The sequence below is a fragment of the Psychrobacter sp. CAL346-MNA-CIBAN-0220 genome, from assembly GCF_040309805.1.
Taxonomy (GTDB): domain Bacteria; phylum Pseudomonadota; class Gammaproteobacteria; order Pseudomonadales; family Moraxellaceae; genus Psychrobacter.
Map to the genome: position 1 here is coordinate 1 of NZ_JBEOPF010000519.1, position 254 is coordinate 254.

The following is a 254-nucleotide window of genomic DNA, read 5'->3' on the forward strand; positions in this document are numbered from 1 at the left end:
GTGCCACGCTATGCTGTAGCAAAGTCTGCCCTTGCAAGATTGTATATTGCTTAGCAATAGACGCACCGAAGCGACTACCGCGACCAGCGGCGACAATCATGGCGTGTATATTAGGTGTGGTATTCATAAGGTGGTTTTGATTGATACTCATGGTTGGAGTCCATGATGATAGGACGGGGAGGAAGTGAAAAAGAGGTTTAGATTTAAAAAAAAGATTTTAGGGCGTGTTGAACATTCACAAATAGGCACTGCTG

1 protein-coding gene is annotated in these 254 nt (G+C 44.5%); it reads right to left on the reverse strand.

Annotated elements, in window-relative coordinates:
- The coding region (locus tag AAEY88_RS14620; RefSeq protein WP_407074470.1) for a 2-C-methyl-D-erythritol 4-phosphate cytidylyltransferase at positions 1-127 on the reverse strand (127 nt) is incomplete at its 3' end.
- Positions 128-254 lie beyond the last annotated feature (127 nt).